We start from the raw sequence: 23618 nt of genomic DNA on the forward strand, positions 1-23618 counted from the left end.
GCATCGCGTGCGCGGGCTTGCCCGCGCGCCGTCAGGTCCCGCCCCCGCCACGAGAAACGGCCGCCGGAGGTTCCTCCGACGGCCGCCAGACGCGATGCTCAAAGCGTGATGCGGAACCGCGCGAAGCCGTCCGGCCCGTCGCCCGCGGGCTCGATCGTCACGCCCTGCACCGCGTCGGTGTAGTCCGCCGCCTTCGGCCCGGTGTCGAAGAGCACCGTGGTCCCCTCCATCGGCGCGAAGCTCCAGTTGGCATCGGCCGAGGGGCTGATCGTGCCCTGGTCCACGATGTAGCGCACGATCACGTCCCGGTTGGTGTCCGGCCCTTCGAAGACGATCGTGTCGCCCATGGCGCCCGGGAAACCGCCGCCGCCCGAGGCGCGGTAGTTGTTGGTGGCGACGATGAATTCCTGCTCGTCCGTCACCGGCGCGCCGTCATGGGACAGGTTCACGATCCGGCTGGCATCGGGATTGATCACCTCGCCCTTCGCGTCGAACCGCGAGGGCTGGCTCAGGTCGATCTGGTAGGTCACCCCGTCGATCACGTCGAAATTGTAGCTCGGGAAATCGGGGTTCAGGAGCGGCGCATCGGTCGCCCCCGGCGCCACCTGGTTGAAGGCGCCCGCCGAGCGTTCCAGCCAGCCCTTGAGCTGCGCGCCGGTCACCTTCACCGCCCGGATCGTGTTCGGGTAGAGATAGAGGTCGGCGACGTTCTTGATCGCCACGTCGCCCGCGGGAACGTCCGTGTAGTAATCCGGCCCGCCCCGCCCCCCGGCCTTGAAGGGCGCGGCGGCCGAGAGGATCGGCAGCCCCTCGTTCTCCGTCCCCTTCATCATCTCGGTGATGTACCAGAGCTGCGCGATCGAGACGATCTGGACCGACGGATCGTCCGCCACCAGCGCGAAGTAGGAATAGAGCGGCGCGTCGGTCTTGCCGACGGGCGTCCGGACATAGGCCAGCGTCGCCTCGTGCTCTTCCTGCACCGCGGCCTCGACCTCGGGCTTGCTCTCGACCAGCGCGGTGATCGACCGGTCCTCGCCGCGTTCATAGATCGGCCGGGTGGTGACCTCGTGGGTGACGACGCGCCACTCGTTGCCGTCCTTCTCGAGCATCAGGTCGATGAGCCCCATGTGCGAGCCCCAGAACCCGCCCATGGTGGCCGGCTTGTCGTGGATCGTGCCCTTGGCGGCATCCACCGCGGCATAGCCCTCATAGGTCGGCGAGGGGAAGACGAGGTGCGAGTGCCCGGTCAGCACCGCGTCGATGCCGTCCACCGCCGCGAGCGGCACGGAGGCGTTCTCCATCCCCTCGGTGTGCTCCGCCGGGCCGATGCCCGAATGGCTGAGCGCGATGACGATGTCGGCGCCCTCTTCCTTCATCTGCGGCAGGTAGGCCCTGGCGGTCTCCACGATGTCGCGGGCGTTTACCTTGCCCTCGAGGTGCTTGCGGTCCCAGTTCATGATCTGCGGCGGCACGAAGCCGATCAGCCCGACCTTGATCCGGTGCTCTTCGCCCGCGCCGTCGGTCACCGTGTGATCGAGGATGACGTAGGGTTTCACGAAGGTCGTGTCCTGCGTCGGGCTGGCGCCCATTTCCTTGACCACGTTGGCCGAGACGATCGGGAAATCCGCACCGGCGACGGCCTTGCCGAGGAAGTCGAGCCCGTAGTTGAATTCGTGGTTCCCGAGCGTGGAGGCATCGAAGCCCAGCGTGTTCATCGCCTTGATGACCGGGTGGACGTCGCCGTCCTTCAGGCCCCGTTCATAGGCCATGTAATCGCCCATCGGGTTGCCCTGCAGGAAATCGCCGTTGTCGATCAGCAGCGCGTTGGTCGCCTCGGCCCGGATCGCGTCGATATGGGCGGCGGTGCGGGCAAGGCCCACCGTGTCGTCCGGCTTGTCGGCGTAGTAATTGTAGGGGAAGACATGCACGTGCAGGTCTGTCGTCTCCATGATCCGGAGATGGGCCTGTCGGGACGCCGCCCGGGCCGAGAATGGGTGCAGCGTGATCAATCCGGCACCGGCTATTGTACCGGAAAGAAACGTCCGGCGTGTCATGGCGTTCTTCATCGTGCGTGTCATCGCGACCTCCTGATTCCGTCTCGTGGAATGGTGCGCTCGATCGTGACAGGCCGGTGAAGCTTTTTGTCGTTGACGCGAATATTCGCAAATATCGGCCGGGCTGTATATGTAAATCGAGACGCAGCCGCAGGTTTCGCCGTCGCCCGCCCGCGGTCAATGTGATTGCCATTCCACTGCCTTCACGTCACCTTGGCGCCGCATGAAAAGGAGGCAGGGCATGCGGATAGCGGAAGAGGTGACCTTCGGGGGATCCGGGCTCGACCGGGCGGCGGAGCTGCGCGGCAACGAGGATGTCCTGCGCTTCGCGCGCGGTGCCGGAACCTCGCGCTGCATCGCGCTCTGGCGCGGCAATCCGCTGCTCGACGGGGCCGAGTCCCCGGCGCTGGCGCGGCTGCCGATGGATCATCCGCTGCTCGCCATCGGGGAGGAGGCGCCGATGCTCCTGGGCCGCGACGGCGAGGGGCTGGTCTTCGCGCAGGACATCTCGGGCTGGCGTCCCGAGGGGGCGCCGATCCACGATGCGGGGCCGGGACGGCGGCACGATGCGCCGATGCCCGTCCACCCCGAACAGGACGAGACGCATGTCTTCGTCGAACTGCGTCAGGTCATGGCCCGGCTCACCCCGCGCGACGCCGAGCTCGCCGGCACCGCCAAGGCGATCTACAACTGGCATGACAGCCACCGGTTCTGCGCCCGCTGCGGCCAGCCCAGCCGGGTGATCATGGCGGGCTGGCAGCGCTGCTGCGACGCCTGCGGCGGTCAGCACTTCCCGCGCACCGACCCGGTGGTGATCATGCTGATCACCCATGGCAACGACGTGCTCATGGGCCGGTCCCCGGGCTGGCCGGGGGGGATGTATTCGCTGCTCGCGGGCTTCGTCGAACCGGGCGAGCCGATCGAGGCCGCGGTGCGCCGCGAGGTGATGGAGGAGACCCGCGTTCCGGTGGGCCGCGTCACCTACCTCTCGTCGCAGCCCTGGGCCTTCCCGACCTCGCTGATGATCGGCTGCCGGGGCGAGGCGACGGGCCGCGAGATCGAGGTCGACCCGGTCGAGCTGGAGCACGCGATCTGGATCCCGCGCGAGGAGATGGCCGAGATCTTCGCCGGGCAGCACCCTGTGATCCGGGCGCCGCGCCGCGGGGCGATTGCGGAGTTCCTGCTGCGCAACTGGCTTGCGGACCGGCTCGATTGACGGGACAGTGACCGCCAAAGCGCACAAGAAACGGAACGGGCAGGCACATTCATGAAATTCGTGGCCAAGGACGACATCGAGGCACCGATCGACTTCGTCTTCGCGGAGGTGTCGGATTTCGACGCCTTCGAGCGCGCGGCGACAAGGCGCGGCGCGCGCGTGCGCCGCGAGGATGACCTGGCCGCTCCGGGCCCCGGCATGTGCTGGTCGGGCGATTTCGAGCTGCGCGGCCGCCGGCGCGAGGTGAAGATCACGCTGGCCGAATACGACCCGCCGAACGGCATGCGGCTCGAGGCGGAGAGCGCCGGGCTCCACAGCGACTGCCGGGTCGAGCTGATCGCGCTCTCGCCGCAGCGCACCCGGCTGAAGCTGCACCTCGAACTGAAGCCGCAGACCCTTTCGGCGCGCCTCTTGGTGCAGTCGCTGAAGCTGGCCAAGGGCAACATGACCAAGCGGATGAACCTGAAGGTGGCCGACTGGGGCGCGGGCGTCGCGCAGAAGGCGCGGCGGCGGGCCTGACTCAGCGCCGCCGGGCGTCGGCCGGATAGACGCCGAGAATTTCCAGGTAGGACGTGAAGTAGCGCAGCTCTTCCAGCGCGCGGGCCACGGGCGGATCCTCGGGGTGGCCCTCGATATCGGCGTAGAACTGGGTCGCCGTGAAGGACCCGTTCGTCATGTAGCTTTCCAGCTTCGTCATGTTCACGCCGTTGGTCGCGAAACCGCCCATGGCCTTGTAGAGCGCCGCCGGGATGTTGCGGACCTCGAACACGAAGGTGGTGATCATGCCGTGCTCGCCGCGCCGGCTCTCGTCGAGCTCGGGCGACATCAGCAGGAAGCGCGTCGTGTTGTGGCCATGGTCCTCGATATCCGAGGCGAGGATGTCCAGCCCGTAGATCTGCGCCGCGAGGCTCGAGGCCAGCACCCCGGTGCTGCGCGGCCCGCCATTGGCCAGCTCCGCCGCGGCGCCCGCGCTGTCGGCAGCGCTCTCGGCGCGGATGCCGTGCTTTTTCAGGAAGGTCTTCGCCTGCGGCAGCAGCACCAGATGCGCACGCACCTTCTCGATCTCGTCGAGCGCCACGCCGGGCAGGGCCATCAGGCTGATCCGCACGCGGACGAAGGCTTCCTCGATGATGTGAAGGCCGGACTTCGGCAGCAGCGAATGGATGTCCGCGACGCGGCCGTAGGTGGAGTTTTCCACCGGCAGCATCGTCAGATCCGCCTCGCCCGAGCGCACCGCCTCGATGCAATCCTCGAAGGTCCGGCAGGGCACCGCCTCGGCGTCGGGACGCGCCGCGACGACCGCCTGGTGGGAATAGGCGCCCAGGTCTCCCTGGAAGGCGATGCGTTGTTTCATTGTCTTCAAACCCTTCTGCCACCGGGGGGCGGTCGATTGGTCGCGGTAACTACACCTTGCGCATGTGAAGGTGAAGCGGATACATACCGGCCAAAATATCCGGGACTCCAGCAAGAGGCGCGCGACTTCCATGTTCGATACGATGACTTTGACCAAGATTGTGGGCGGCTTCTGCGGTGCGCTTCTGGTCTTCCTGCTCGCCGGCTGGGCAGGCGAAATGCTCTATCACGTCGGCGGCGAAGGCCACGGCGAGGAAACGGCCCAGGCCTACATCATCGAGGTCGAGGAAACCGACGACGGCGGCGCGGAAGAGGAAGGCCCGGCCTTCGAGGAGCTCTACGCCTCGGCCGACGCGGATGCCGGCGCCAAGGTCTTCGGCAAGTGCAAGGCCTGCCACAAGATCGACGGCTCGAACGCGACCGGCCCGCATCTCGACGGTGTGGTCGATCGTGCGGTCGATGCGGTGGACGGCTATTCCTACTCCGGCGCGCTCGAAGAGCATTTCGACGTCTGGACCCCCGCGAACCTGAACGTCTTCATCGAGGACCCGAAGGGCGCTGCGCCGGGCACCAAGATGACCTTCGCCGGCATCAAGAAGGCGCAGGACCGCGCGGACCTGATCGCCTACCTCGCCACGCTCAACTGAGCGCTGCGCATCCGGACAGAAAAAGGGCCGCCGACCTTGCCGGGTCGGCGGCCCTTCCGTTTGGCGCGCTGCTTCAGCGTCAGCGCCAGCCGAGGGCCGGGGCCACGTGGGTCAGGATGCTCTCGATGACATGGGCGTTGTAGTCCACGCCCAGCATGTTCGGCACCGTCAGAAGCAGCGTGTCCGCCTCGGCGATCCCCTCGTCCTTCTTCAGCTCCTCGATCAGCCGGTCCGGCTCGTCCGCGTAGCCGCGCCCGAAGATCGAACGCTGCTGTTCGATGAAGCCGACCTGGTCCCGTTCCTTGCCGCGGCCGAAATACATCCGGTCCGTGTCGTTCATCAGCGCAAAGATCGACCGGCTGACCGAGACGCGCGGCGTCCGCTCGTGCCCCATCTCGGCCCACCTGGCCCGGTAGGCGCGGATCTGCTTGGCCTGCTGGATGTGGAACGGCTCGCCCGTCTCGTCGTCCTTGAGCGTCGAGCTCTGCAGGTTCATCCCCATTTCGGCGGCCCATTCCGCCGTCGCGTTCGACCCGGCGCCCCACCAGATGCGGTCCTTCAGCCCCGGCGCGTGCGGCTCCAGCCGCAAAAGGCCCGGCGGGTTCGGGAACATCGGGTTCGGATTCGGCGCGGCGAAACCCTTGCCCTCGAGCTGCTGCAGGAAGATCGCGGCGTGACGGCGGGCCATGTCGGCGGGGCTTTCGCCTTCGGCGGGCGCGTAGCCGAAATGCTTCCAGCCATCGACGACCTGCTCGGGCGAGCCGCGGCTGATGCCGAGTTGCAGGCGCCCCCCTGCGATCAGGTCGGCGGCGCCCGCGTCCTCGACCATGTACATCGGGTTCTCGTAGCGCATGTCGATCACGCCGGTCCCGATCTCGATCTTCGAGGTCCGCGCGCCGACGGCGGCCAGCAGCGGGAAGGGCGAGGCGAGCTGCCGCGCGTAATGGTGGACACGGTAATAGGCCCCGTCGAGGCCGAGCTCCTCGGCCGCCACGGCCAGGTCTATGGATTGCAGCAGCACGTCCGAGGCGCTCCTGACCTGCGAACCGCGTTCGGGCGACCAGTGGCCGAAGGACAGAAAGCCGAGAGACTTCATCGGGGACTCCAGTTCTTTGCGCGCGTCATGCGCCTTTCCGCGGTATCTAGGGATCGCGGCCCCCGCGCGGCAAGCGGGCGGGCGGTGCCCCGGGGCACAGTGGCTGTGCGGCGCCGCGGTTCCCCCTGCGTCGCCCCGCCAATCACGCCCCTCTCACGCAATCTCAACTTGAACGTGGCAGAGGGGCTCCTTTAGCTTATCTGCCAAGGGACAGGGCGGCTCACGCCCGTGCCCCCCCAACCGGAGGACCATATGCAGCCGAAGCCGTCCCGCGCCCGCAGCGCCACCAAAGCCCGCCCCCTGCCCTGGCGCGATCTCGCGCTGGCCGTGGGTGTCGCCGGGGCCCTGATCCTGGGCAGCCAGGTCCGCGCGCAGGAGGGGGAGGGGGACATCATCAAGTCCCACGGCTACAACTACTTCGGCGAGCTGAAGTATCCGGCCGATTACAGCCATTTCGACTACGTGAACCCGGACGCGCCGAAGGGCGGCGAGATCGCCATCGCCGCGCAGGGCACCTTCGACAGCCTCAACCCCTACACCCGCAAGGGCCGGGCGGCGGCGCTCTCCTCGGTGATGTACGAAAGCCTGATGGACGAGAGCGCGCCGGCGGACGAATACGGCTCGCAATATTGCCTGCTGTGCGAGAGCCTCGAATACGACGAGGGCAAGACCTACGTCATCTTCCACATGCGCAAGGACGCCAAATTCTCGGACGGCACGCCCGTCACGGCGCATGACATCGTCTTCACGCACAACCTCTTCCTCGAACAGGGGCTGCCCTCCTACGCCATCGCGGTGAAGAAGCGGATCACCGGGGCCGAGGCGCTGGACGATTACACCGTGCGCTTCGACTTCGCCGACGAGATCTCGCGCCGCTCGCTGATCGACCAGGTGGGGTCCGTCCCCGCCTTCTCGAAGAAATGGTTCGAGGAGACGGGCGCGCGGCTCGACGAGCCGCGGCTGGAAACCTCGCCGGGCTCGGGCCCCTACATGATCGAGGATTTCGAGGTCAATCGCCGCATCGTCTACAAGCGGAACCCGGACTATTGGGGCGAAGAGCTGCCTGTGAACGTCGGGCGGCACAACTTCGACCGCATCCGGATCGAGTATTTCGCGGACGAGACCGCCGCCTTCGAGGCGTTCAAGGCGGGCGAATACACCTTCCGCGAGGAAGGGAACTCCAAGCTCTGGGCCACCTCCTACGACTTCCCCGCCGCGCAGCGCGGGCAGGTGGTCAAGGAAGAGATCCCCGATGGCGCGCCGCCGTCGAACTCGGGCTTCGTCTTCAACCTGGCCCGCGAACCGCTGAAGGACCGCAAGGTGCGCGAGGCGCTGGCGCTGGCCTACAATTTCGAATGGACCAACGAGAGCCTGCAATACGGCCTCTTCAGCCAGCGCAACTCCTTCATCCAGGACACCCCGCTGGAGGCCAAGGGAACGCCGTCGCCCGAGGAGGTCGCCTTCATGGAAGCGCTGCCGGTCGAGGTGCCCGAAGAGGTGATGTCGGGCGAGGTGCGGATGGCGCACAGCTCGAACTCGGACAAGCTGAACGACCGGCGCAACCTGCGCACCGCGATGAAGCTGCTGGACGAGGCCGGCTGGACGGTCGGCAGCGACGGTCTGCGCCGCAACGCGGCCGGCGAGGTGCTGAAGATCGAGATCCCCGTGAACTCGGCCGGCGCGGCCGTGCTCGAGGCGGTGATCGGCTCCTTCGTGCAGAACCTCCAGCTCATGGGGGTCGACGCGAAGATGGAGAAGGTCGATCCCTCGCAATACACCAACCGCCGTCGCGACCGTGACTACGACATCATCTTCGATGCCTACCGGGTCTTCCTTGGCGTCGGCACGGGGCTGAACCAGGTCTTCGGCTCGTCCGAGGCCGAATTCAGCCTCTTCAACCCCGCGGGCCTCGCCTCGCCGCTGGTCGACGCGATCATCGAGGCGGCGCTGCAGACCGGCTCCCAGGCCGAGCAGGACACCGCGCTGCGGGTGCTCGACCGGGCGTTGCGCTACGAATTCTTCATCGTGCCGGCGTATTACAAGGCCGATCACTGGGTCGCCTACTGGGATGTCTACGGCCACCCCGAGACGATCCCGCCCTACGACCTCGGCTACCTCGATTTCTGGTGGTACGACGCCGAGAAGGGCGAGCAGATGCGGGCGTCGGGCGCGCTGAGGTAAGCCCGGACCATGGGAGCATACATTCTCCGCAGGTTGCTGCTGGTGATCCCGACCCTGTTCGGGATCATGGTCATCAACTTCACCCTCACGCAGTTCGTCCCCGGCGGCCCGATCGAGCAGATCATCGCGCAGGTCCAGGGCGAGGGCGACGTGTTCCAGGGCATCTCGGGCTCGGGCAACGACGCCGGGGCCATCGGCCCGGGCGAGGGCATCGGCGCGCTCGGGTCGGACAGCAAATACGAGGGCGCGCGGGGTCTGCCGCCCGAGTTCATCGAACAGCTCGAGAAGGAATTCGGCTTCGACAAGCCGCCGCTCGAACGCTTCCTCAACATGATGTGGAACTACATGCGGCTCGACTTCGGCGAGAGCTACTTCTCGAAACAGGGCGTGATGGAGCTGGTGATCGACAAGCTTCCGGTCTCGATCTCGCTCGGCCTCTGGTCGACGCTGATCGCCTATCTCGTCTCGATTCCCCTCGGGATCCGCAAGGCGGTGCGCGACGGCACCCGCTTCGACACCTGGACGAGCGGGATCATCATCGCGGCCTACGCGATCCCGGGCTTCCTGTTCGCGATCCTGCTGCTCGTCCTCTTCGCGGGCGGCAGCTACTGGCAGATCTTCCCGCTGCGCGGCCTGACCTCGGACAATTGGGCCGAGCTGCCGTGGTACGGCAAGATCCTCGACTACTTCTGGCACATCACCCTGCCGGTGATCGCCACCACCATCGCCAGTTTCGCGACGCTGACGCTGCTGACGAAGAACTCCTTCCTCGACGAGATCAAGAAGCACTACGTCATCACCGCCCGCGCCAAGGGCCTGTCGGAGAGCCGGGTGCTCTACGGCCACGTCTTCCGCAACGCGATGCTGATCGTGATCGCGGGCTTCCCGGCGGTGTTCGTCTCTGTCTTCTTCGGCGCCTCCATCATCATCGAGACGCTGTTCTCGCTCGACGGTCTCGGCCGGCTCGGCTTCGAGGCCACGGTCGCGCGCGACTACCCGGTGATCTTCGGGACGCTCTTCGTCTTCTCGCTGCTGGGCCTCGTCGTGGGGATCCTGTCGGACCTGATGTACGTCTTCGTCGATCCCCGTATCGACTTCGAGAAGCGGGAGGGCTGATCCGATGGCGCAGCCGCACACCCCGCTCACCGACGAGAAGCTCCAGCCCCAGCCGATGGGCTATGACGCGCCGCCGCCCGAGGCGCCCAAGCCCAAGCGGCAGCGCCTGTCGCCGCTGAACCAGCGCCGCTGGCGCAACTTCCGCCGCAACGGGCGGGCGTTCTGGTCGCTGATCGTCTTCTCGATCCTGTTCGGCCTGTCGCTGTTCGCCGAGTTCATCGCGAACGACAAGCCGATCCTGGTGAATTACCGCGGCGACTTCTACATGCCGATCTTCCGGTTCTACCCCGAGACGGCCTTCGGCGGCGATTTCCAGACCGAGGCGATCTATACCGACCCCGAGGTCCAGTGCCTGATCGCCACCGGCGGGCTCGACACCTGTTTCGACGATCCCGAGGGGGTCATCGTCGACGCCGCGGCCGACGGGATCGTGGACGGTGAAGAGCTCGAGACCGGGTGGTCGATCTGGCCGATCATCCCCTATTCCTTCAACACGCCCGTCGACCGCGCCGGGGCGGCGCCGCTGCCGCCCAACCGGCAGAACTGGCTGGGCACCGACGACCGCAAGCGCGACGTGCTGGCGCGGGTGATCTACGGCTTCCGCCTGTCGATCATGTTCACCATCATCGTGACGCTCTTCGCCTCGATCGTCGGCATTGTCGCAGGGGCTGTGCAGGGCTTCTTCGGCGGCTGGCTCGACCTGACGTTCCAGAGGGTCATCGAGATATGGCAGGGCATCCCGATGCTCTACATCATCATCATCCTCTTCGCGATCCTCGGCCGAAGTTTCTGGCTGCTGGTCTTCCTGATGATCCTGTTCGGCTGGCCCGCCCTTGTCGGCGTGGTCCGGGCCGAGTTCCTGCGGGCGCGGAACCTCGAATACGTGCGCGCGGCCCGGGCGCTCGGCGTGTCGAACTGGACGATCATGTTCCGCCACATGCTCCCGAACGCCATGGTCGCGACGCTGACCATGCTGCCCTTCATCGTGACCGGCACCATCGGCTCGCTCGCCACGCTCGACTTCCTCGGCTACGGGCTGCCGTCCTCGGCCCCGTCGCTGGGCGAGATGACCCTTCAGGCCAAGCAGAACCTGCAGGCGCCGTGGCTGGGCTTCACCGCCTTCTTCACCTTCGCGATCATGCTGTCCCTCCTCGTCTTCATCTTCGAGGGTGTGCGTGACGCCTTCGACCCGAGAAAGACCTTCCAATGAGCCTGCTCGAGGTCAAGGACCTGCGCGTCGCCTTCCGGCAGGACGGGCAGCTGATCGAGGCGGTCCGTGGCGTCTCGTTCGACGTGAACAAGGGCGAGACGGTGGCCATCGTGGGGGAATCGGGCTCGGGCAAGTCCGTCTCGGCGCTCTCCACCGTGTCGCTTCTGGGCGACAACGCGGTGACGAGCGGGTCGGTCACCTTCGAGGGCAAGCAGATGGTCGGCGCCTCGGACGACCTGCTGAGAGAGGTGCGCGGCAACGACATCTCCTTCATCTTCCAGGAGCCGATGACCTCGCTCAACCCGCTGCACACGATCGAGAAGCAGATGGCGGAATCGCTGGCGCTCCACCAGGGGCTGTCCGGCGACAAGGCACGCGAGCGGATCCTCTACCTTCTGGACCGCGTCGGGATCCGGGACGCCGAAAGCCGTCTGGGCGCCTATCCGCACCAGCTCTCCGGCGGGCAGCGGCAGCGGGTGATGATCGCTATGGCGCTGGCCAACAAGCCGCTGCTGCTGGTGGCGGACGAACCGACCACCGCGCTCGACGTGACGATCCAGGCGCAGATCCTCGAACTCCTGGCCGAGCTGAAGGCGGACGAGGGGATGGGCCTGCTGTTCATCACCCACGACCTGTCGATCGTGCGGCGGATCGCGGACCGGGTCTTCGTCATGAAGAACGGCGAAGTGGTCGAGAGCGGGCCGACCGAGGCGCTGTTTGCGGACCCGCAGCACCCCTACACCCGGATGCTGCTGGCGGCCGAGGCCACCGGTTCGCCGCTTCCGGTGCCGGAGGGCACCGAGGAGCTGGTCGCGACCGACAATCTGCGCGTCTGGTTCCCGATCCAGCGCGGGCTCTTCCGCAAGACGGTCGGGCATGTGAAGGCGGTGAACGAGGCCTCGATCCACGTCCGCGCGGGCGAGACGCTGGGCATCGTGGGCGAAAGCGGTTCGGGAAAGACGACGCTGGCGCTGGCCGTCATGCGCCTGATCTCCTCCGAGGGGCGCATCACCTTCGACGGACAGGACGTGCGCGGCTGGTCCACGCAGGACCTGCGCCGGGCGCGGGCCGACATGCAGATCGTCTTCCAGGATCCGTTCGGCAGCCTTTCGCCCCGGATGACCGCCGAGCAGATCATCGCGGAGGGGCTGACCGTCCACAAGATCGCCAGCGACAGGCCGCGCCGCGAACTGGTGGCCGAGGTCATGGTCGAAGTCGGGCTCGACCCGGCCACCATGGACCGCTACCCGCATGAATTCTCGGGCGGGCAGCGCCAGCGGATCGCCATCGCGCGGGCGATGATCCTGCGGCCGAAGCTCGTGGTGCTGGACGAGCCGACCTCGGCGCTCGACATGACGGTGCAGGTGCAGATCGTGGAACTGCTGCGAAACCTGCAGCAGAAATACGGGCTGGCCTACCTCTTCATCTCGCATGACCTGAAGGTGGTGCGCGCGATGTCGCACCGGGTGATGGTGATGAAGCAGGGGGATATCGTGGAAAGCGGCTCGGCCGAGGCGATCTTCGACGCCCCGCGCGAGCCCTATACGCAGCAGCTTCTCGCCGCGGCGCTGGCCCGCTGAACCGGCGCCGGATCGGCAAACGGCGCCGCTCGGAAGCGGCGCCGTCCGACTGAACCCGGGGAGGTCGGGTCAGTTGAGCTGGGTCGTACCCGAGCCCATGCCGGTGCCCGTGGAGGTGCCCATGCCGGTCCCGGTGTCCATCGCGGGTGCGGGCGGCTGCTCCTGGTCACGGAAGGCGTATTCCGGCGCCGCCTCGGCTTCTTCCCGCGTCAGGTTCGAGGTCAGGGTATTGGCGTCGTTGTCGATCGTGATCTGATCCCAGTCCACGGCGATCTGCTTGGAGCCGATGCCGAGGAACCCGCCGACGGACAGGATGGCGGCCGTCAACTCGCCCGTCTCGCCGTCGAAGATCACGTCGTTCACGTCGCCGATGGTCTCACCGTCCGGCGACACGACCGTCGCGCCGTTGATCCAGTCAAGCCGCAGTTCGTTCTGCGACTGTTCCCGGACCACACCTTCGGCAGAGGCGACCTCCTCGGTGCCTTCTTCGTCCATGGCTTCGCCCGCGGCGGCGGTGTCGGTGGTCATCTCCTCCGTTGCCGTGTCGCTCTCGGCGGTGTCGGTCGCGGTCATGTCGCCCGTCGCCGCGTCGTCCGTGGCTGCCGTCTCGGTGTCGGCATCCGGGTTCAGATCGTCCGAGGACTCGTCCGACGCTGCGGTGTCGGTGCTCTCCATCTGGTCGGTGGAGGTGGCGTCTTCGCTGGCCGCCGGAGCGGTTTGCTGCAGGGTCGGATCAGCGCTCGTGTCGGTCTGCGGCGCATCCTGTGCGAGGACGCCGCCTGCGGCGAGAGAGCAGATGATGGTGGTACTTGCGAGCAGATTACGCATGACATTTTCTCCTTTTCAACGAGCCGGGGGCGGCCCGTTCCGGTGATGTTGACGGGAGGGCAACGGCGCCGGGGGGCGGCAGTTCCGGCCGGCTGGCGCCGATCGGCGGCAGGCCGCGCGAATCCGCCGCCGTCGGCAAGGGCTGGCTCATTGCATTCTGATTTCGTTGACCTATTCCGCCTCGGAGGGACGCGCCTGCGCGTCTTCCCGGCCGATGGTCGATGCCCATCCGGCGCGATTGCGAAGGTCGATGGCGCCCGGGGCGGGCGAGGGCGAGGTTGTCCCGAAGCCGCTGGACCATGCCGTCGGCCGTCAGCTCCGGCGCGCGGACCCCGGGGGCGGTCTCCTGCCTGGGGCCGCCGCCCGGACAGGAGCGCCGCGCTCAGGCACCGCGCGGCAAGGGTGCGACGGGGCCGGAGGGCCCCGCCGGGTGACGGAGGCCCGTCAGTTCCGGGCGATCACCTGCTCCATCCACGGCACGAAGTTCGAGACTTTCGTGTAGGCCGAGAACAGCGCCGTCTCGACGCAGGTCATCGTCTGGCTGTCCGCGAAGCCCCAGGACACGACGCCCGCCTGGATGTAGGAGCCGTCCGCCAGCGGCACGACCAGCGGGCCGCCCGAGTCGCCCTGGCACGAGGTCTTGCCGCCCTCGTAGGTGCCCGAACACAGCATGTTGTCGGTCAGCGGCGCCTTGGCGCGCGAGATCAGCGCGGTCCATGCGGCCTGCGCGTCATCGCCCTTCACGTCGAGGATCTCGAGCGCCGCGATGAACGGATCGGCCGCGGCCTGGGCGCGGGCGTCCATGATGGCGCCGTTGCACTGGTCGCGGCCGAGGATCTGGATCTCGGCCTGGTACATGTCCGCGGGGTGCCGGCCGCCGTTGATCAGGCCCCAGCCGGTCACCACGGTCGGCACGCCGGTCACGTCGATCTGTTCGCCGAAGGTCCGGTCGGGCACGGTGATCGTCCTGTAGGGGACGTTCGGTTTCCGGGCGAGCTTGATCAGGGCGATGTCGCTGTCGAAGCCGTCGGGATTGTAGTTCTGGTTGCGGAAGATCCCTGCGACCGGAACCATGTCGCCCATGCCGGGCGCGATCCTGTTGGTGCCGACGAGGATGTTGATCTGCTCGGGCTGCAGGTCGAAATAGCCCTGCTGGTCCTGCATGTAGACGCAATGCGCCGCGGTCAGGACCCATTGGTCGAGGATCAGAGAGCCGCCGCAGAAATGGTTGTCGGGGCTGACCGGACGCCCGGCGATCATCAGGCCGACCTGCCAGGGCCATGCGCCGTTCCGCGCGACCTGGCCGCCGATCACCTTGGAGCCCGAGGCCTCGGCCTCCTTGCGCGCGGTCTCGGCCTGCTCGGCCATCCTGCCGCTTTCGGCGAAGGCGAAGGGAGAGGAGACCTGCGGGTCCGTCTCGGGCTTCACGTCAAGGTTTTGGGACAATGCGGCGGTGGCCATCGCCATGGCGGCGACGGTGGGCAAGGCCAGTCTCTTCAGAAAAGTCATTTGGGTCTATCTCTCTCTCGCGCTTCGCTGGTGAGGTGGTGGGTGGTTATCGGGTGCCGGTCGGGACCAGCGTGATGCGGAAGCGCGTGACCTCGAGAGCGGGCAGCGCGCCGCGGAAACTGAAGTTGCGCATGCGGATTTCCGGATCGGCCGCGGCGAAGAGCCATTGCTCCAGTGCGGGCATGTCCGGTGCGCCCTCGCGCAGGTCGCGCATCTGCACCGGATCGGCGAGCGCGGTCAGCACGGTCCGGGGCGCGCCCTGCGCGGCGGGGGCCGAGAGGACGACGAGCTCCTCCTGACCCGGCACCTCGGCACGGTTGGTGATGAGCACGCCGATCTCCTCGGTCTCGCCGAAGGTCAGCCGGTTGGAGAGCGCGGCATCCGGGTAGATCGCCGTCACCCCGAAATCCCGGTCGATATAGAGCACGGTGATGTCGCGGGCTGTCTTCGAATTGTTGGCGACGCTCAGCCAGAGCTGATCGCAGGCGCTGGCCCGGGCCTCTCCGGCGACCGTCGTTTCGGCGCCCGGGGTGCCGCAGGCCGCGTCGCCGCCCGGCACGTCGACATGGGTCAGCCCGACCTTCAGCGCGGTGCCGGGCAGGGCGAAGGCGGCCTGTCCGCCGCCCTCGGCCGCGGCCAGCGCCCGGCGCAGGCGGTGCGTGCGGACCGCGCGGTCGAGGAAGGCCGCCATCTCGGGCCGTCCGGCGTCGGGTGCGAGCCGCGGGGAACTGCCCGCGCCCAGCCCGTCGAGCACGCCGTCCCGCCCGGCAAGCGCCAGGGTGGTTCCGGTGAAGACCGGCACGAGGTCCGGCGCGCCGTCGCCCGCGGGGGTGATGCCGTCAAGCCCGGCGGTCAGCTCTTCCAGGAGCGCGGGCAGGTCGCCCGGCCGTGCGCCCTCCGCCATCGCCGGCGCGCCAAGGCGCAGGGGCGCGGGCAGCGCCGGGCGGTGGAGCTTCGCGTAGCCGCTGGCGGGCAGGCCGGGCGTGCGGGCGAGCGTGGCGCTGGCCGCCTTCGCCTCGGTCACCTCGGCCAGCACGGGGTCGCCCTTGGCCGCGGCATCGGCATGGACCGCGACCTCCGCGCCCGCCGCGATCCCGTTCAGCAGGCCCGCCCGCAGCGTCGCGCCCTCGGTCGGCCAGACGGGGGCCGGGGGCGCGGCCGCGCCGAAGACCGCCTCTTCCAGCAGCGGGCCCTCGGCGTCGGGTGTCTGTGCCGCGGGTCCGTCCTTTGCCATGCCGTCCACCGCGGCCATCAGCGCCTGCGACCAGCTCAGCCCCGGGGCGCCGCCGAGCACCGGCATCAGCGCCCGGGTGAAATCGCCGTACCAGCTGTGCGGATCGGCCGGGTCGCCCAGGGGGTATTCGAAGCTGCGCTGGTCGCTCTGGGACGAATAGAGAAAGACGAAGCGCCCCTCGAGCGGCGGGGCGATCCGGCCCGGCTCGCTGTCGCCCGCGACCGCCCCCGGCACGCCGAGCGCCGCCGGGTCGATGTAGCGCGCGGCCGAGACCGCGGGATCGTTCAGCGCCCGGAATCCGGTCGCCGAATGGCAGGCGTCGAGGATCGCGACCAGCTCGGCCCCGGTGTCGAGGATCGCCTGCATCTTCAGGGCCAGCTCGTCGTCGATCAGCGCATTCTCGACCCCGCCGATCGCGCCTTTCCAGTTCTTCGCGTCAGACGGCAGGAGGATCTCGTCATAGCCGCCCGCCTCGTCGCCGCTGGCATCGGGCATCTGGGACCCGTGGCCCGAGAAGTAGAACACCACGGTGTCTTCGGCCGTCACTTCTGCCGCCAGCCGGTCGAGCGCGGCCAGGATCGCGGCCCGGCGCGGCGCCTCGGCAACCGTCAGGCCTTCGGCCAGGCGCACGTCCGGCGCGGCGAGGATCGTCAGGGAGGCAGGCGTCGCGCCGCGGGCCAGCAGCATGGAAGAGACCAGTCCGACGTCATTGGCGGGCCCGCGCAGATCCGCGTCGAGGTATTCGTAATCCGAGACGCCGATCACCAGGCCGCGCACCTCGGCCGGGGCGGCGAGGGCGGTGAGGCAAAGGCATGCGGCCGCGGACAGACGCCGGGCCAGAATGGGCAGCAGCAATGACATCGGGGCTCCAGGGCTCCTTCTTGCGGCAAGAGTTGCAGGGGATTGGACGGTCGATCAAGAAAAACGAGAATGTGACTTGAATTGTCATGAAGGCGCTCCAAAGCGCGCGCCCGGTGCGGGCCGTCGCATGGACGCGTCTGCACGCACCACCTGTGCGCGACACGGCTCTGGCGCGGCTCCCCCTCGGATTGCGCGGCGCAGCTGCGGAGGCGTGCCGCCGATCTCAAGGCCGTTTCAGGGGCGGGGCAGGGACGGCCAGGCGATCTCGATCCGGAAGCCCCTGGGCGCGGCTGGCAGGGAAAGCTTCGCCCCGTGCCGCGCGGCGATGGCCTGCACCAGCGCAAGGCCCAGCCCGTGCCCCGCGACCGCGCGGTCCCTCTCGCCACGGGTGAAGCGGTCGAAGACGGTGGCGCGGATGTCGTCGGGCACGCCGGGGCCGGTGTCGGCGACGGTCAGCATGTGGCGTTCGCCGGCCGTGACACTGAGCGTCACGCCGTCGCCCGGGCCGGTGAACTTGATCGCGTTGTCGAGCAGGTTCGACACCAGCTGCGCGATCAGGTTGCGCTCGCCCAGGACCCAGGCGCCGGGCTCGATCCGTGCTTCGGGGATGAGGCCGCGGTCCTCGGCCAGCGGTTCGTACAGCTCGTAGACCTCGGCCGCGATGGCCGACAGGTCCACCGGCACCAGCCCCGGGCGCTGGCCCGAGGCGGCCTCGGCGCTCGAGATGTCGAGCAGGCTGTCGAAGATGCGCACGGTGCCGGCCATGTCCTCGCGGATCGCGGCGACGTCCTCGTCCTGGCCCTCCAGCCGGTCGAGCCGCTGGCGGATGCGGTTCAGCGGCGTCCGCAGCTCGTGCGCGATGGCGTCCGACAGCCGGTGCGTCGCGCGGTTCAGGGCCTCGATCCGGTCGAGCATCTGGTTGACGTGCCGCTCGAGCGCGCCGAATTCGTCGGCGGATTGCGGCCCTGGCAGGCGCGCCGAGAGGTCGCCCCCCGCCACGCGGTCGGCCAGCGCGTTGATCCGTCCGATCCGGCCCACCACCGCCCGCGCGACCAGCCAGCCCGCCAGAAGCGCCAGCGTCGAGAGGCCCGCGGCCACCCAGAGGATCGTGCCGCGCAGCTCGTCCAGCGTCCCGGTCACCGGGGTCCAGGCGCGGGCGGCGAGGAAGGGAAAGCCGCCGGGCAGCTCGCGCGCGACGCCAAGGTATTCGGTGCCGTCGATGGCGATCTCGCTCAGGGGGGCGGGGGCGAAGAGCGCGCCCTCGGGCGCGAGGGCGCCGGGCCAGCGGTCGATATTGCCGGCCAGCGTCGTGCCATTGCGGTCCTGCAAGAGATAGAGCCCTTCGTCCGGCGTGGTGAGCGCGGCCCGCGCCGCGATCGCCTCGCGCAGGCCGGGGATGCGGCGCTGTTCGTAGAACTGGGCGAAGCCCGACAGCTCGGCCGAGAGAAGCTCGGCCTGGCGGGTTTCGAGCGCCGTGGCCGTGATCCGGTACTGCAGCGCCATGGCCGAGAGCGACAGCACGATGATCCCCGCCGCCACGATGAGCGTGACGCGGAGCGAGGCGGAACTGGCGAGGGACCGTCGGGGTGGGCTCAAGCGGGACACCCGGGATGGGGCCGCGGGCCCGGGGTGCGCGGCGCCGCGCCGCCCGAACGGAGACGCCCTCCGCCCGAAGACATCACCCGACCGGGTCCTTCTGCGGGTCGAAGACATAGCCCACGCCGCGGTCGGTGTGGATCACCGGGTGCCCGGCGGCCTGTTCCAGCTTCCGCCGCAGTCGGCCGACATGCACGTCCACGACATTGGTCTGCGGGTCGAAATGCAGGTTCCAGACGTTCTCGAGCAATTGCATCCGCGTCACCACCTCGCCGGCGTTGCGGGCGAAATAGGCGATCAGCTCGAACTCCTTCGGGCTGACCGGGACATGGGCGTTCTTCACATGCACCGTCCGCGCCTTCATGCGGATCTGCAGATCGCCGAAGGTCACGAGGTCGTTGTCCATCACGACCATCTCCTGCCGCCTGAGGAGTGCCCGCAGCCGCGCCCGGAGCTCGTCGGCGTCGAAGGGCTTGGCAAGGTAATCGTCCGCGCCCTTCTCGAGCCCCTCGATCTTGTTCGCCGCCCGCCCGAGCGCCGAGACCACGAGCACCAGCGCGGTCGAACCGGCCGCGCGGATCTTCGCGATCGCGTCGATCCCGTCGCCGCCCGGCAACATCCGGTCGAAGACGATCACCCGGAACTCGGCCAGCCCGGCGGCCCTGAGCCCGTCCTCGTAGCTCTGCATGACCACCGGCTCGCAGCCCAGGTCACGCACGGCGGCGGACAGGGCGGCGGCGGCCTCGGCATCGTCCTCGACGATGAGAATGCGGGCGGTCTGGGTCGTCATGGCGGCTCCTCGGGTCCAGATCAGAACACCACCACCGCAGGGTCAAGCGCATTCGCGCCGCTCCGGGGCACATCGGGCCGGCGCGTGGCCCAGGGGTCGACCATCACGTGCAGGCGGCGCCCGTGCCGCAGGACCCGCAGCAGGCGGGGCCCGTCGATCCGTTCCGCGGCAAGCGACAGGGCGGTGACCTCGGTGCCGTTCACCGCCTCGATCTCGTCGCCCTCGGCAAGGCCCGCGGCCCAGGCCGGGCTGGTCTGCGTCAGGGCCGCAACCCGCCGCGTGCCCGGCGCCAGCGTCACGCCGAGCCCGGCCCAGCCGTAGCTCTGCACCCGCTGAAGTCCCGCGGGCGCCGCGCCGAGCGCGCCTGTCTCCGCCGGACGGGGGTCGAGGTCGAGCGGCACCGCGATCTCGCTGCCCGCGCGCCAGATCACCAGCCGGGCCGTGCCGCCGGTCACCTCGCCCAGGATCATGCCCAGATCGCCCGGCGTCATGATCGGCCGCCCGGCGAGCGACAGCAGCACGTCGCCCGCGGCCACCCCGGCGCGCCAGCCCCGGCCACGGCTTTCGACGTGGTCGACCAGCACGCCGCGGGGCGTCTCCAGCCCGATCAGCCGGGCGATCCGCCCGGTCACGGGGCGCAGCGCGAGCCCGAGGTCGGGCACCGGGGAGAGCTTGCCCGCCACCATCCCGGACAGCGCAGCCACGGGGATCGCATAGCCGATCCCGGCGAAGAGCCGGGTGCCGTCGGCGATCCGCGTGTTGATCCCCACGAGCCGCCCGTCCGCGCCGATCAGCGGCCCGCCGGACGACCCGGGATTGATCGCGGCATCGTGCTGGATCAGCCGCAGGGGGACGTTGGGCTCCACCTGCCGGGCCGGGACCGAGACGATGCCGCGGGTCACCGTGCCCGCCGCCTGCAGCGGGGCGCCGAGCGCAAAGACCTCGTCCCCGGTCAGCGCGCCGCCGGAACCGGGCACGAGCCCCGGTCCGAACATCGTCGTGGCGAGCGCAAGGACCGAGATGTCCCGGCGGGGATCGCTGGCGATCACCTGCGCCGGGGCGCTCCGGCCATGCCGGTCCTCGACGATCACGCTCCGGCGGTCCTTCACGACATGCGCGGCGGTGACCACGCGGTCGCCGTCGCCCCAGAGCGTGGCCGAGCCGAGGAACCCGCGCCCCTCGTCGTCCTCGCGCAGCACCAGCGTCGCGTCGAGCGCGTGGTCGAAGCCCGAGGCGGCGGTATTCCCCGCCCGGCCGGGACCGCCGCCGCCCAGTGTCATCACGGCCAGCAGAGCGAGCAGCGGAACGATCAGCAGCAGCGGTGTCCGGCGCAGACGGCGCAGGCTCCGTGTCTTCATCTGGGGCATGGCGTGCCTCCCGGCCTGTTGATGCGGCCAAGGTAGGCGCGGGCCGGTGACGGCGCACATGACAAGTTCGTTCATCGGCCGGATCGGCGGAAAAACCTTTTGAACGGGGAGGGACTCCGTCTCATTATCCGGGCGACCGGACTGGAAAGGCCTGATCCCATGCGCAAATTCGCCACGCCCCTCCTTGCCGCCGCACTCGGCCTCGGGCCGCTGGCCGCCGTCGCCGAGCCCGTGTCGACCGACGGGGACCATGCCGCGATGAGCCCGCTCCGCCGCGCCGCGGTCTCGGCCGAGCTCTTCGAGCAGGCGCTGGCCGAACGCGATCCGCTCCTGGCGCTGGCGGCGGCCAGCCTGCGCCGGACGGTCTTCGGCACCGAGGTCGCGCGCGAGCCGGAACGCGACGGACCCGTGCCCGCGGGCGCGGCGGAGCCTCCGGTCGGCTGGGAGGACATGCTCGATACCGCGGTGGCGCTGGCGCCGGGCGATCCGACGATCGAGGGGCTGGCCGACGACATGCGGATGGCGCGGACCAAGGGGGTCGTGTCGGGCAAGGTCTATTCGATCAGCCAGATCGGGGCGGGCGGAGAGGACACCTATCGCCCGCTGGAATACGAGGGCAACGCCTATGCCGAGGTCTATGTCGAGGGCCGCGGGCCCGCCGACATCAACGTGGAGGTCTTCGACAGCGCCGGGAAACTGGTCTGTTCGGACACCGACATCAGCTCCATCGCCTATTGCGGCTGGCGCCCGATCGTCAACGACACCTTCGCCGTCGTCGTCATGAACGGCGGTGAGGAGACCTCCTACACCCTTATCACCAACTGATCATTGGATTGATCCCATGCGACACCTGATCCGTGCCGGCCTCGTCTCGGCCCTTGCCCTCGCCGCGGCCCTCCCGGCGCTCGCCGACTCCCGCGCGCTGCTGATCGGGGCCTCGAAATACGACAACCTCGACGAATCCGCCTGGCTCTACGGTCCGACGAACGACGTGGAACTGGTGAAGGGGTATCTGACCTCGAACCCCGTGATGCGCTTCGCGCCCGCCAACGTGACCGTTCTGGCCGACGGGGTGGAGGGGGCCGCGCCCGCCACGCTGGCCGCGATCCGGGCAGAGATGGCGGCGCTGGCCGAGGCCTCGGCGCCGGGCGATTTCGTCTATCTGCATTTCTCCGGCCACGGCACGCAGGCCCCGGCGGCCGATCCGGCGACCGAGCTCGACGGTCTGGACGAGCTGTTCCTGCCGGTCGACATCGGCCCGTGGAACGATACCGTCGGCACGGTCGAGAACGCGCTGGTCGATGACGAGATCGGCGCGATGATCGACGCGATCCGCGCGAAGGGCGCGGATGTCTGGGTGGTCTTCGACAGCTGCCATTCCGGCACCGCCACCCGCGCCGCGCCCGCCGAGGCGGACGAGGTGCGGCAGCGCCAGCTCAGGCCCGAGGATCTGGGCATCCCCGCGGCCGCGCTCGCCGCCGCCGAGGGACGGAGCCGCGGCGTACCATCGGACGATCCGCGCGCGCGTCCCGAGGCCTCGGTCGAGGCAGCGGCCGGAGCGGAGGCCGAAGGGCAGGGGCGGCTCGTCGCCTTCTTCGCCGCCCAGACGACCGAGACGACGCCCGAGAAGAACATGCCGCGCGGCCAGCCCGGGCGGAAGCCGCAGGGGGTCTTCACCTACACGCTGTTCGAGACGATGGCCGAGCGGCCGGGGATCACCTATCGCCAGCTCGCGCAGGAAGTGCTGCGGAAGTATTCGGTGCTGAACCTCGCCCGGTCCACGCCGCTGTTCGAGGGCGATCTCGACCAGCCGGTCTTCGGCGAAGGCGGGGCGGGCCTGATCCAGCAATGGACGGCCACGCAGGACGGTGCGGCGCTGAAGGTGCCCGCGGGCACGCTGCACGGGCTGGTGCCGGGCACCGGACTTCTGATGCTGGCCTCTCCGGCCGACCCGGACGAGGCCGCGCTGGCGCGCTACACGATCGCAGACGCCTCGACCTTCTCGGCCTCGGCCCGGCCCGAGGGCGCCGCCCCGAACGAGGTGCCGCCGGGCGCGGTGCTGCGCAAGGTGGCGCAGGAGCTGGACTTCACCCTGACCGTCGCCCTGCCGCCCGAGGGCTCCGCCCCGGCCGGGGCGATGGCCGCGGCGGTCGAGGAGATGATGGCCGAACCCGCCCTCGCGGCGCGGGTGCGGTTCGTGCCCGCGGGCACCGAGGGGGCGGAGCTGCGGCTGGCCGTGCTGCCCGAGAGCCCGCGCCCCGACGCGCTCTGGTTGCTGCCGGCCACCGGGCTGGTCGCCGAAGAGGACCTGCCCCGCACCCCGTCGATCTCGACCGCGGACAAGACCCCGGCCCAGCTTTCGGCGGTGCTCGCCGACAGTTTCGCGACCGTCGCCAAGGCGCTGAACCTGATGAAGGTGGGCGCGGCCACCGCCAGCGCGCCGCTGCCGGTCGAGGCACGGCTGATCACCGGCCGGTTCGACCCGCAGACCGGCACGGTGGTCGAGGGCAGCCGGGCCATGCTGGAAGAGGCGGTCGTGCCCCGCATGGTGCCCGACGACACGATCGGGCTGCGGCTCACCAACAGCGGCGAGACGCCGGTCGATTACAACCTGCTCTACGTCGGGGTGGATTACGGGATCACCTTCATGGGCAACGGGCGGATGCAGCCGGGCGCCACGCTCGACGACGATTTCGTGCTGATCACCGACGAAAACTTCGGCCGCGACCGGCTGATCGTGATCCTCTCGCCCGTCTCGGGGCAGACCGCGACCGAGGATCTGTCGTTTCTCGAGCAGGATCCGCTGAACATGGCGCGCAAGGCGATGACCGGGGGCGTGCGCGGCCTGCTCGACATGGCGGGCTTCGGGCAGACCACCCGCGGCGGGATCACCCTGTCCAGCCGGGCCAGGACGCCCGAGCCGGTGCCGGTCTTCCTGCAATACGAGATCGAGACGGTGCCGGGCGACTAGGGATGCGGC

General features: G+C 69.2%; 18 protein-coding genes. 9 read left to right on the plus strand and 9 right to left on the minus strand.

Annotated elements, in window-relative coordinates:
* Positions 1 to 98: 98 nt before the first annotated feature.
* Entirely contained in the window at positions 99 to 2066 is a 1968-nt protein-coding gene (locus Q344_RS0114990; protein ID WP_028287459.1) for a bifunctional 2',3'-cyclic-nucleotide 2'-phosphodiesterase/3'-nucleotidase, read from the minus strand.
* A 229-nt stretch (positions 2067 to 2295) separates the two neighbouring features.
* Here Q344_RS0114990 and nudC point away from each other — a divergent pair, with 229 nt between their 5' ends.
* Together nudC and Q344_RS0115000 are read left to right on the plus strand one after the other, a co-directional pair.
* Positions 2296 to 3270 carry an NAD(+) diphosphatase gene (gene nudC, locus Q344_RS0114995; RefSeq protein WP_028287460.1) on the plus strand — a complete coding sequence of 325 codons (975 nt, stop codon included), beginning with the start codon at positions 2296 to 2298 and terminating at the stop codon, positions 3268 to 3270.
* Between the two features lie 51 nt (positions 3271 to 3321).
* On the plus strand, positions 3322 to 3789 hold the full coding sequence (locus Q344_RS0115000) for an SRPBCC family protein (RefSeq protein WP_028287461.1): 468 nt from the start codon (positions 3322 to 3324) through the stop codon (positions 3787 to 3789).
* A gap of 1 nt (position 3790) precedes the next feature.
* Here Q344_RS0115000 and Q344_RS0115005 read toward each other — a convergent pair whose 3' ends face one another.
* Entirely contained in the window at positions 3791 to 4624 is an 834-nt protein-coding gene (locus Q344_RS0115005; protein WP_028287462.1) for a prephenate dehydratase, read from the minus strand.
* Positions 4625 to 4754: 130 nt separating this feature from the next.
* Between Q344_RS0115005 and Q344_RS0115010 the strand changes: the two genes are divergently transcribed.
* Positions 4755 to 5270 (plus strand): c-type cytochrome, encoded by a 516-nt coding sequence (locus Q344_RS0115010; RefSeq protein WP_028287463.1) that lies wholly within the window; start codon positions 4755 to 4757, stop codon positions 5268 to 5270.
* Between the two features lie 79 nt (positions 5271 to 5349).
* On the opposite strand, the gene Q344_RS0115015 is transcribed toward Q344_RS0115010, so the two are convergent.
* A complete protein-coding gene (locus tag Q344_RS0115015) occupies positions 5350 to 6366 on the minus strand; it encodes an LLM class flavin-dependent oxidoreductase (RefSeq protein WP_028287464.1) in 1017 nt (338 codons plus the stop codon).
* 252 nt (positions 6367 to 6618) lie between these two features.
* On the opposite strand from Q344_RS0115015, the gene Q344_RS0115020 reads away from it, so the two are divergent.
* Genes Q344_RS0115020 through Q344_RS0115035 form a run of 4 tightly spaced genes read left to right on the plus strand, consistent with a single transcriptional unit; the run spans position 6619 to position 12453 of the window.
* Positions 6619 to 8547 carry an extracellular solute-binding protein gene (locus tag Q344_RS0115020; RefSeq protein WP_028287465.1) on the plus strand — a complete coding sequence of 643 codons (1929 nt, stop codon included), beginning with the start codon at positions 6619 to 6621 and terminating at the stop codon, positions 8545 to 8547.
* A gap of 9 nt (positions 8548 to 8556) precedes the next feature.
* The gene (locus Q344_RS0115025) at positions 8557 to 9663 is read left to right on the plus strand and encodes a microcin C ABC transporter permease YejB (RefSeq protein WP_028287466.1); all 1107 of its coding nucleotides are present in this window, start codon (positions 8557 to 8559) and stop codon (positions 9661 to 9663) included.
* 55 nt (positions 9664 to 9718) lie between these two features.
* Complete coding sequence (locus tag Q344_RS0115030) at positions 9719 to 10873, plus strand: ABC transporter permease (protein WP_051630758.1); 1155 nt, start codon at positions 9719 to 9721, stop codon at positions 10871 to 10873.
* Complete coding sequence (locus Q344_RS0115035; protein WP_028287468.1) at positions 10870 to 12453, plus strand: ABC transporter ATP-binding protein; 1584 nt, start codon at positions 10870 to 10872, stop codon at positions 12451 to 12453. The genes Q344_RS0115030 and Q344_RS0115035 overlap by 4 nt, the downstream gene beginning before the upstream one ends.
* A gap of 69 nt (positions 12454 to 12522) precedes the next feature.
* On the opposite strand, the gene Q344_RS0115040 is transcribed toward Q344_RS0115035, so the two are convergent.
* The 6 genes from Q344_RS0115040 to Q344_RS0115065 all read right to left on the minus strand — a co-directional run bounded on the left by Q344_RS0115040 (position 12523) and on the right by Q344_RS0115065 (position 20638).
* The gene (locus Q344_RS0115040; protein WP_028287469.1) at positions 12523 to 13281 is read right to left on the minus strand and encodes a PRC-barrel domain-containing protein; all 759 of its coding nucleotides are present in this window, start codon (positions 13279 to 13281) and stop codon (positions 12523 to 12525) included.
* Positions 13282 to 13725: 444 nt separating this feature from the next.
* On the minus strand, positions 13726 to 14766 hold the full coding sequence (locus Q344_RS0115045) for a serine protease (RefSeq protein WP_028287470.1): 1041 nt from the start codon (positions 14764 to 14766) through the stop codon (positions 13726 to 13728).
* 70 nt (positions 14767 to 14836) lie between these two features.
* The gene (locus Q344_RS0115050; RefSeq protein WP_084178428.1) at positions 14837 to 16885 is read right to left on the minus strand and encodes a caspase family protein; all 2049 of its coding nucleotides are present in this window, start codon (positions 16883 to 16885) and stop codon (positions 14837 to 14839) included.
* Positions 16886 to 17119: 234 nt separating this feature from the next.
* Positions 17120 to 18481 (minus strand): sensor histidine kinase, encoded by a 1362-nt coding sequence (locus tag Q344_RS24090; RefSeq protein WP_156954715.1) that lies wholly within the window; start codon positions 18479 to 18481, stop codon positions 17120 to 17122.
* 82 nt (positions 18482 to 18563) lie between these two features.
* Positions 18564 to 19271 (minus strand): response regulator transcription factor, encoded by a 708-nt coding sequence (locus Q344_RS0115060; RefSeq protein ID WP_028287472.1) that lies wholly within the window; start codon positions 19269 to 19271, stop codon positions 18564 to 18566.
* Positions 19272 to 19291: 20 nt separating this feature from the next.
* Positions 19292 to 20638, minus strand: a complete 1347-nt coding sequence (locus Q344_RS0115065; RefSeq protein ID WP_028287473.1) for a trypsin-like peptidase domain-containing protein — start codon at positions 20636 to 20638, stop codon at positions 19292 to 19294.
* A gap of 159 nt (positions 20639 to 20797) precedes the next feature.
* On the opposite strand from Q344_RS0115065, the gene Q344_RS0115070 reads away from it, so the two are divergent.
* A complete protein-coding gene (locus Q344_RS0115070; protein WP_028287474.1) occupies positions 20798 to 21463 on the plus strand; it encodes a hypothetical protein in 666 nt (221 codons plus the stop codon).
* A gap of 16 nt (positions 21464 to 21479) precedes the next feature.
* Positions 21480 to 23609 (plus strand): caspase family protein, encoded by a 2130-nt coding sequence (locus tag Q344_RS0115075; RefSeq protein ID WP_028287475.1) that lies wholly within the window; start codon positions 21480 to 21482, stop codon positions 23607 to 23609.
* Positions 23610 to 23618: the final 9 nt, after the last annotated feature.

The organism is Pseudooceanicola nanhaiensis DSM 18065, from assembly GCF_000688295.1.
GTDB lineage: Bacteria > Pseudomonadota > Alphaproteobacteria > Rhodobacterales > Rhodobacteraceae > Pseudooceanicola > Pseudooceanicola nanhaiensis.

What these genes read in the sequence shown, in the direction of transcription:
- Q344_RS0114990 (WP_028287459.1), bottom strand. Translation starts at nt 2,066, where the DNA reads ATGAAGAACGCCATGACACGCCGGACGTTTCTTTCCGGTACAATAGCC.
- nudC (WP_028287460.1), top strand. Translation starts at nt 2,296, where the DNA reads ATGCGGATAGCGGAAGAGGTGACCTTCGGGGGATCCGGGCTCGACCGG.
- Q344_RS0115000 (WP_028287461.1), top strand. Translation starts at nt 3,322, where the DNA reads ATGAAATTCGTGGCCAAGGACGACATCGAGGCACCGATCGACTTCGTC.
- Q344_RS0115005 (WP_028287462.1), bottom strand. Translation starts at nt 4,624, where the DNA reads ATGAAACAACGCATCGCCTTCCAGGGAGACCTGGGCGCCTATTCCCAC.
- Q344_RS0115010 (WP_028287463.1), top strand. Translation starts at nt 4,755, where the DNA reads ATGTTCGATACGATGACTTTGACCAAGATTGTGGGCGGCTTCTGCGGT.
- Q344_RS0115015 (WP_028287464.1), bottom strand. Translation starts at nt 6,366, where the DNA reads ATGAAGTCTCTCGGCTTTCTGTCCTTCGGCCACTGGTCGCCCGAACGC.
- Q344_RS0115020 (WP_028287465.1), top strand. Translation starts at nt 6,619, where the DNA reads ATGCAGCCGAAGCCGTCCCGCGCCCGCAGCGCCACCAAAGCCCGCCCC.
- Q344_RS0115025 (WP_028287466.1), top strand. Translation starts at nt 8,557, where the DNA reads ATGGGAGCATACATTCTCCGCAGGTTGCTGCTGGTGATCCCGACCCTG.
- Q344_RS0115030 (WP_051630758.1), top strand. Translation starts at nt 9,719, where the DNA reads ATGGGCTATGACGCGCCGCCGCCCGAGGCGCCCAAGCCCAAGCGGCAG.
- Q344_RS0115035 (WP_028287468.1), top strand. Translation starts at nt 10,870, where the DNA reads ATGAGCCTGCTCGAGGTCAAGGACCTGCGCGTCGCCTTCCGGCAGGAC.
- Q344_RS0115040 (WP_028287469.1), bottom strand. Translation starts at nt 13,281, where the DNA reads ATGCGTAATCTGCTCGCAAGTACCACCATCATCTGCTCTCTCGCCGCA.
- Q344_RS0115050 (WP_084178428.1), bottom strand. Translation starts at nt 16,885, where the DNA reads ATGTCATTGCTGCTGCCCATTCTGGCCCGGCGTCTGTCCGCGGCCGCA.
- Q344_RS0115060 (WP_028287472.1), bottom strand. Translation starts at nt 19,271, where the DNA reads ATGACGACCCAGACCGCCCGCATTCTCATCGTCGAGGACGATGCCGAG.
- Q344_RS0115065 (WP_028287473.1), bottom strand. Translation starts at nt 20,638, where the DNA reads ATGCCCCAGATGAAGACACGGAGCCTGCGCCGTCTGCGCCGGACACCG.
- Q344_RS0115070 (WP_028287474.1), top strand. Translation starts at nt 20,798, where the DNA reads ATGCGCAAATTCGCCACGCCCCTCCTTGCCGCCGCACTCGGCCTCGGG.
- Q344_RS0115075 (WP_028287475.1), top strand. Translation starts at nt 21,480, where the DNA reads ATGCGACACCTGATCCGTGCCGGCCTCGTCTCGGCCCTTGCCCTCGCC.